This is a genomic window from Sphingopyxis sp. sgz302558, from assembly GCF_057220455.1.
This window is the reverse complement of sequence record NZ_JBXPUZ010000018.1, coordinates 1-7,651: the sequence shown is the minus strand read 5'-3', so window position 1 is coordinate 7,651 and position 7,651 is coordinate 1. Positions and strand designations below refer to the sequence as shown.

The following is a 7,651-nucleotide window of genomic DNA, read 5'->3' as shown; positions in this document are numbered from 1 at the left end:
CAAGGATGATGCTGGTATCCACCGGCAAACCCTGCCAAAAAGCGGACCCTAGGGAAAGCGGCAAAGCCCTGCTCCCTTGCGAAATGGAGGCATCAACCATGGCCTTTGCCCCGGTCGAGCAGTGGCAGAGTGGCACGCCGCCGCCGCTCGCTGTGTATCGACCGTTGGTGCTGGGCTTTGCTGCTCCCGCTTGGCTTATCAAAATGCAGGAGCGGTCGGCGCGTTGGCGGCTCGAACGCCCGTTTGGGCTGGTGCTGGCGAGTGCCGTTGCCGTGTCGGTGCTGGCGGCACTGGCTGGGATTACGCAGGTCGCGCTGCCGCAAATGGTCGATCGCTATCCGCTTGTGCTGCAGCTGATCGCGCCCGAGCAAATGACTGAGCTCGCGAGTGCGGGTGCGGCTGCATCGCCGGCCCTGGAGGTCGCACAGGCACCCGTCCCGCCATCGCCAATTGAGACCAGCACGCCGACGCCGGTGTCCCCGCCCGAATGGCGCGTGGCGCGGGTACCGCGGTTGGGGCCGGCGCGTCAGGGCGCTGCCAAAAGCAATGGCGTTAGCGGAGCCGGAGTTGGTGGTAGCACCAGCGGCGTTGGGAGTGGCGGGGTGGGAGCTTATGACCCCTATGCCGGGGCGTCGCCGAGGTGGCGGCCGTCGGCGAGCATTAGGCCGGATGGCATAGATGAGGCCCAGCTGCAGGCGGCGATTGCCGAGGTGAAGCGACGCTATCCGAATGCGCGCGGAACGGTGGATATGCGCGTTCGCGTATCACCGGGCGGAATGGTGCTGGATGTAGAATTTTTGAATGCCATTACGCCCGCCCTTTTGAGCGCATTCCGAAGAGCATTGGTAGGAAGGCCCATTACCGTGCAAACGAGCGATGGGATTGGCGGACAGCCAAACTACCGTTTAATAAAAAATGTGGTATTGCAATAGAGTGGCAAGCATGGATCTCTATAATACGATTTTTTATTTTTTATCTAATCTCTTTATATTTTATGGAATCGACGATAGGTTTATATTTAATTGAAATAATTAATCTTGTTGGAACAAAAGTAGATTAATTTTTAAATTTATAAAAGAATTTACCTTGGAAATATTATGAAAATATTTGCAAAACAAATCTACAAATATTTTATTATATAACTACCAGTCGCCAAAATTATAATACAAAATGAAAAAGAAAGATAGTATAAATATAGCAATGAATCCCATTGCAATGAATGCGCCAAAAAGTCGGCTATTTTTGTCTGAGTAAGGCAAATTTAACACTCCTTATTTCGCTTTTTTATGATTTGTTATTAGACAGTTTCCTTTTAATGCGATATCAAAAGCGCTGCCTATCGGTTTGCCATGAAATCTTTTTTGCTGCGACATCATAACGGCCACGTGGTTGTTATACGTATCCATCAATTGATGAGAGGTCGGATTAGCACCGACAACTTCAATTGAATTAAGAATGTACATAGCTTTGGCAGGCCCAAGCATCCTGCCCAAATGAAATGCCAGATGGAAATGGCGGCTTGCATCCTTTACATCTCCTTGACCAGCCAATGTTGGATAACGGCGATTGGCGAACGAATTCGCTTCGCTACGGTAGACATCTACACCGGCCACGAAGCCGCTCGAAACTCCGAACCAGGCTCCCCCAGCCAAGGTGCCTGCTGAACCGACAGGGCGACTTTTTGGTGGAATCGGACAAGATGCGTCTGGTTTGGCCGCAGGGTAGGCCAGGCTCCCTCTAACCTTTTCAGCGTAATTTGTGTCGCCGCACCTGTCCAGATCATCCAAAAAGGTCATAATACTACGATTGCAGTTCCTGTCATAACTCTTCATCCTATACCTGACCGCGTCGCCAAACGGATCGGAATTTCGCTTCCCGGAAACAACAATGTCAGCAAATGAGGGCGTTCCTAATTGGGCTGTCACAACGATTTCCACCATCCCACTTGGATCGATCCGATTGATGGGATCATTGCCAGCGTAACGGTACATGTTCATTCCGTCGCCATAGCCAATCGGATCGGTCTGCATGAACCGCCCGAGAGTAGGGGAATAAGTCCGCGCTCGGTAATGATAGAGCAGTAGCTCGGGAATCCACATCTGACCAGTATATTGAAAGCGCCCTGAATTGCTCGGTGCAGGGATACCAAATTCATCGTAGCTGTTGATTTGCATAACGCTCCCGGTGCTATCCGAATATCCGATGACACTGCCGCGCTCGTCACCGGCGAGAAAGCGACGATCGCTGGTGCCGCTGCCTTCATACCACACTATTGGGGCGTCCAATCCCGGTGCGTGAACATAGCGCCTAATGATTTGGCCAGTCCCGCCATTGACCTCCGCCATCAACCGGGAGCCCGCCCAGGTGAACCGGGTGTCGTTACTTCCCTGTGTAACCTGAAAAAGTTCGCGTCCGAGTGGTTCATATCCCAGCAACGTACCATTGGAGGCGGATGCCAACATATTGTCAGAGGTGTACGTATAACTCGCGCCGTCCGACAGACTCAAATTACCGCGATTGTCATATGTCGGGGTGATACTTCCAGCGACGCTGTATTGATTGAGACCATTAGAGGTGTAACTGCGGTTGACATTGACGGCAGCGGACCAAGCGAAGGCACTATTTGACCGCGTGGCTGAGACAATCTGGTTCGCCGGATTATAGGCAAGTGTTATGTTCTGGTCGGCACCGGTTCCTGCCAGATCAACGGTCAAACCCGTCAACCGCGAAACCGGGTCATAAGCGAAGCTTTTGTTAGAGCCGTTTCCGAATGCAATTGCACTCGGCCGACCGAGGCTGTCGTAGCTGTATCGTGCGAGCAAGCCGACACCTGAGGTGACTCCATTTTCTCGGATGTCGATAGTTTTTCCGGTAACATCATGAATATAATCAACAAAGAAGCCATCCGACCAACTTTGTCGGCTGCGGCGCTGCGCCAGATCATAGCTGTAGCTCGTCGTCCCACCGTAATTTTGCTCCTGTGTGACGCGCCCCAAAGCGTCATAACTACGCGCATTCACAAACGTCCCATTGCCAACCGCCTGATTGACGCGGCCAAGCAGGTCGTATTGATAGCTGACATCTTGGTCAAAATAGACACCGGTGGGAGGCGCATCTTTAAAGGTTAGGCGATTGAGCTTGTCGTAGGTGAAGTTAACCACAGCGCCGCCGCGCAGCGTCAACTGCGTCACATTGCCATTGGCATCATAGGTGTAGCCCTCGAAATCAGTCGTAGAACTGCTTCCGGCACCCGACGCAGCCACAGGCATGCGCATCTGCACCAACCGGTCATGGCCGTCGAAAACATTCGTTGTACTGTTGTTCTTGGCGTCGGTAACCGATTCGACCTGCCCATTTAGAGTGTAGGTTGAGCTAACGTCAGTTATCTGGACCGAAGTCCCCACACCCATTTGCACCGACGTCACTTGATCGGCGGCGTCATAGTTGACTTTGGTGATGCGATCAGGCCCGGTCGGTCCACTTGTTTGCGGCACGCATGCATCGGTTTGGGAAGCCCATTGAGCGGGGTCCATTCGCTCTGCAGAACAGATTACACGACCGGATGCATCATAACTGGTCTGTGCAACCTGATAGATCGTTGCTCCAGATTTCAGTTCCGTTTTGATAGGCAGAGCGTTGGTATCGTATGTGGTTGCCAGCTGTTGTTGGCTTGAAAACCCGCTCCACGCAGCATCCGTCTGGGCTGTCACTGTACCAACTTCAGCGAGGGTCGGTTGGCCATTCGAATTGAGGGTGATACGCTGCGCCAAATGCGGTCGTGGCCCTGCTCCGTCTGGGTCGGGCCCTACGACACCTATGAGCTGACGCTCGGAATTGTAACGCATGCGCGTTGTATCGTCGGCGCCCGGCAGAGGACCGTCCGTGGTCAGCAGATTACGGGCCGCGTCGTAGGTCAGGTTGGTAATGGTCGTCAGTGAATTGTCACCCGCCCCGTTCGTGATTGAAACGGGCAACAGATTGTTCGCAACACCAGTTGTTTGTGGGCCATAGCTGATCGTCGTTTTGATCTCATCGGCGGTTCCACCGCAGCTTGCATTATTCTGACACTCGGACGTCGTCATAGGCAAATAAGTGGTAACGCCAGACGCGACTATGGCGCTTCCCGAAACCTTATAATAGGCCTGCATGCCGCCGTATGTGATACGTGTCTGAGGTCTCGTTGCTCCGACGGTTGGCGCTGGCGCTGTGACAGTTACAAGGCCACCATGAACGGGGTCATAGGTATAATCAGTTTGACCACCCATTGGATCGACGCTGCTGATCGGTTGATTGCAGACAATGACGTTGGTGCAAATAGGATCGAAATTCCAAGTCTGAACGATATCGGCAAGACCAGAACCAGGTTTGGCCACATTTCGGCGAACGGTAATGTTCCCCCGCGCATCGTAGCTCATCTGGGTGTAATTGCCTTCAGGCGACGTTACTCGCTCGAGGCGACCACTTGCGTCATAAAGATAGGTATAGGAACGATTGAGCGCGTCTTTATCACTATATATAAGCCCGCTCCCATCTGACGTTACAGTCCGTAGGCGACCCAGGCTGTCGTTTGACGTCAGCGTCCAAATCCCTGACACACTATCCAACTGCCAATTGTACGACCGAGTGACGCCCGCGGTCGTAACGCTTGACACCCGCCCGAATGACGCGGCCGGAGAACCAACGCCGTAGCTTTGGATGGCAACATTATCGGCCGATGATGCTGGAGGCTTGATGCCGACCAGCCTGGAAGAATAACTATCGACTGTGTAACGCGTTGTTCGTCCGAGCGAGTCCGTAAAATTCATGTACCGTAGGGTACCGCTCGACGATTCAGCGACATTGGAATTTGGCCATGTTTGCGTGAAGCCAGTGCATGTGCTTGCGGTGGGATTGCAGTAGTCAAACGCGTTATTGATAGCTCTTACATTCGAGAGCGCAGTCCAGTCGAGCGTTGTGGGGCTGAACGAGTTTGACTGATAGGTGAGAAAGATCTGATAGCCATCGCTTGATCGAACTGACTTCAAACGCGTTCGAACGATCGGTGGGGCTCCGCTTACGGAGACCGACGTATTGTTGTAGTGAAACGTGAGTTTCCGGCCATTGGGATATTGAATCGATGAAACCGGGGTCGTCACGGCATCATATTGGCGAAAATAATAGTAATATTTGTCGCCTGCTCCGCTGATTATGAAGGTGCTAACCGTCCCATCTGCAGATGTAAAAGTGAATGTTCCACCAGACAAGGTGAGGTTGCCGCTACCATCATAGCCATAAGTCGCACCGGTAAGGACCAGTGTCGCGCCGCGACCCTGATCGGAGATATATGTGCCGTTGTCGGCTGTAAACGTAGTGGTTGCTCCGCCGCTGACCACGAAAACCTGACCACCAAAATCCTTCACGAAGCCAATATAGTTGTTCCGCCAGCGGTCATTCTCCCACATATGCTTAAAGTTAAGGCCATCGCTCTCAGGACCGATGCTGGCAATGTCCTGGGCTGTAGAAAATGCGCCGCTGGAAACATTGACTCCAAACTCGTCCACTGTGGATCGCACGGGAGGAGGGACGCTTTGCGCAAGTGCGTCCTGAACGCCCATTGACGCAATGGAAAGAACACTCGCTGTGAAAAGAAGAGTACAACGAGACTTTGCCTTCCGCATTGCCATTCCCCTGTCAAATATATGAAAAATATTCGATGACGCTTGTTTATTGCTGGCTCACCAGCTTGAAAATTGTGGATCTTGCACGAAACTTTTCAAGTCATTGTTCCACGAAAAGAATATCTCGTAAGTACAATATGATGTGATTCAACGGCGCCTTGATCTGACGCTACGCGATGTGCTCCAGCATGATTGACTGGTCCAATAAAAGATTTTCGTTCGTCAGAACTGTTCACAGATCACAAATCTCGCGAGGTGTTACGCCATAGATGCGAACAAACTCTGCATCGACTTCATGTGTGGTACGCTCTGCCAAGGCGCACATCTGACCCTTGGATTTCTCGGCCATATCCTTACGTTTCTTGCACGGACTGCCGACAAATCCTCGAGCCTTCAACGCCTGAATTTTCTCGGGTGGCGCTGCCAAGATAATCGCGTGATCGCCACCTGGCTTTCCTTGCGTCATTCTGCTCATGCAACTTTGCGCCGACTGGGCGGCCACCTTCGAGCCTTGCGGGACGGGAGCAATACAAGCCAGTGCGACCGTGCAGAAAATGATTGAGATACGACGCATCATGCAATGCTCCTGAACACATTGTTAAAACATTAGACGCATTGTCAATTCAATTTGAAGTATATATTGTCACCAAACCTTGCGATGGTGAAATGGTGGCGTTTCCTGAAACAACTGTCCAGGTTACACTGAGAACGAGCGGTTCATTAGCTGGCACGGTGTTGTAATAGGGGTATATGGGGACGAGCTTGTATTGATCGCTCGGGCCTATTATTGGCCCTCCTACCAGTGAACCGACATCATACTGCCCAGTACCAGAGACTTTCTGTACAGTCATGGCCACCGTAATCGCTTCTGAACACGTGCTGGTCTTTTGGACGCCCGGATAGAGCGTAAATTCGTCAGTTCCCTCGACGTTGTAAGCCGCCAGGGCACACGGCGTGCCGCCGCCACCTGCTCCGGTTACGCTGTACGAGCTGCGGTTTCCTGCCGAGTCATAACCCACGGAGGCGGTCAACCCATTGTTAGTTGACCCGGTGTTTGACGTGGCGACGAGACGGCCTAGCGCATCGTACGTGTAGGTCGTCGTTACCTGCGCGAGCGCATCGGACGAGATTAACGAAGGCAACCCCAATAAGCTAAAAATTGCGGCTAAACAGACTCGCATCATCCTGCTGCCCCCTGCGTTCTTCGCAATAGGAGTAGCAATCAGATGATGTCACTCTCGTGACATGCCGTGGTCGAAAGAAGCATTTTATCGTTATGTGAAAGATGAGAAATTCAAGCCTAGTCGCTGCGCGTTTGAGACGTTTTTTTGAGATCTAAATTGCGCTGGAAAGCTTCGAGAACGGTGAGAAAAACTTAAGATTTCGGGCGATCGCCTCGACAAGGTGTGCATACAAGTCGGGCTTTCAATCGCGGCCGCAGGTTCTAAATCAGGTACGCGAGTGCCTGCCACGCCCCAGCGATAAACGCCCCGCCAACCAATAGGCTCGCGAACCAAAACTCGATAGCCAGCGCCCAGTCGCGCGATTGGGGATCCCGATTGTGCATGATCAAAGCATGGCATTGAGTTTCGGNCGCCCCGCCAACCAATAGGCTCGCGAACCAAAACTCGATAGCCAGCGCCCAGTCGCGCGATTGGGGATCCCGATTGTGCATGATCAAAGCATGGCATTGAGTTTCGGTGTAGGAAAGCATTTCATCGGCCGCCAATGGAGCCGGCATCAAGCAATACCTATCGCGACCCAATCCGCGCGACGAGCTCGGTGCCCGCAGGTATCTCCGCGCTCTTGCCGGTGACCACAAAGGCGATCGTACCGATCGCCACGAACGCAAGCGCGGTCTCGGTCGTGCCGCCTTCGCCGCGGCTGCCGATGCGCCCACTTAGTCGCAAAGTTCCGCCCGGCATTTCGGCATAAAGTGCCCGCGCCTCAAGCTTGCCCGACACCCCAAACGCAGCTTTGGTCTCGGCGCGGGT

At 52.8% G+C, this 7,651-nt stretch carries 4 protein-coding genes and 1 pseudogene; 1 reads left to right on the top strand and 4 read right to left on the bottom strand.

The annotated features are described in order from the left end of the window. Positions 1-98 precede the first annotated feature (98 nt). Entirely contained in the window at positions 99-932 is an 834-nt protein-coding gene (locus AC2TC0_RS16030; RefSeq protein ID WP_484718452.1) for a hypothetical protein, read from the top strand. 339 nt (positions 933-1,271) lie between these two features. Here AC2TC0_RS16030 and AC2TC0_RS16025 read toward each other — a convergent pair whose 3' ends face one another. From AC2TC0_RS16025 to AC2TC0_RS16010, 4 genes and pseudogenes are all read right to left on the bottom strand, one after another. Further along, positions 1,272-5,540: an RHS repeat-associated core domain-containing protein gene (locus tag AC2TC0_RS16025; protein WP_484718451.1), complete on the bottom strand. Its 4,269-nt coding sequence runs from the start codon at positions 5,538-5,540 to the stop codon at positions 1,272-1,274. A gap of 349 nt (positions 5,541-5,889) precedes the next feature. Continuing rightward, positions 5,890-6,234, bottom strand: a complete 345-nt coding sequence (locus AC2TC0_RS16020; RefSeq protein WP_484718450.1) for a hypothetical protein — start codon at positions 6,232-6,234, stop codon at positions 5,890-5,892. Between the two features lie 46 nt (positions 6,235-6,280). Next, positions 6,281-6,841: a hypothetical protein gene (locus tag AC2TC0_RS16015; RefSeq protein ID WP_484718449.1), complete on the bottom strand. Its 561-nt coding sequence runs from the start codon at positions 6,839-6,841 to the stop codon at positions 6,281-6,283. Between the two features lie 567 nt (positions 6,842-7,408). Further along, positions 7,409-7,651, bottom strand: a pseudogene (locus AC2TC0_RS16010) (hypothetical protein); the annotation flags it as partial.

What these genes read in the sequence shown, in the direction of transcription:
- AC2TC0_RS16020 (WP_484718450.1), bottom strand. Translation starts at nt 6,234, where the DNA reads ATGATGCGTCGTATCTCAATCATTTTCTGCACGGTCGCACTGGCTTGT.
- AC2TC0_RS16030 (WP_484718452.1), top strand. Translation starts at nt 99, where the DNA reads ATGGCCTTTGCCCCGGTCGAGCAGTGGCAGAGTGGCACGCCGCCGCCG.
- AC2TC0_RS16015 (WP_484718449.1), bottom strand. Translation starts at nt 6,841, where the DNA reads ATGATGCGAGTCTGTTTAGCCGCAATTTTTAGCTTATTGGGGTTGCCT.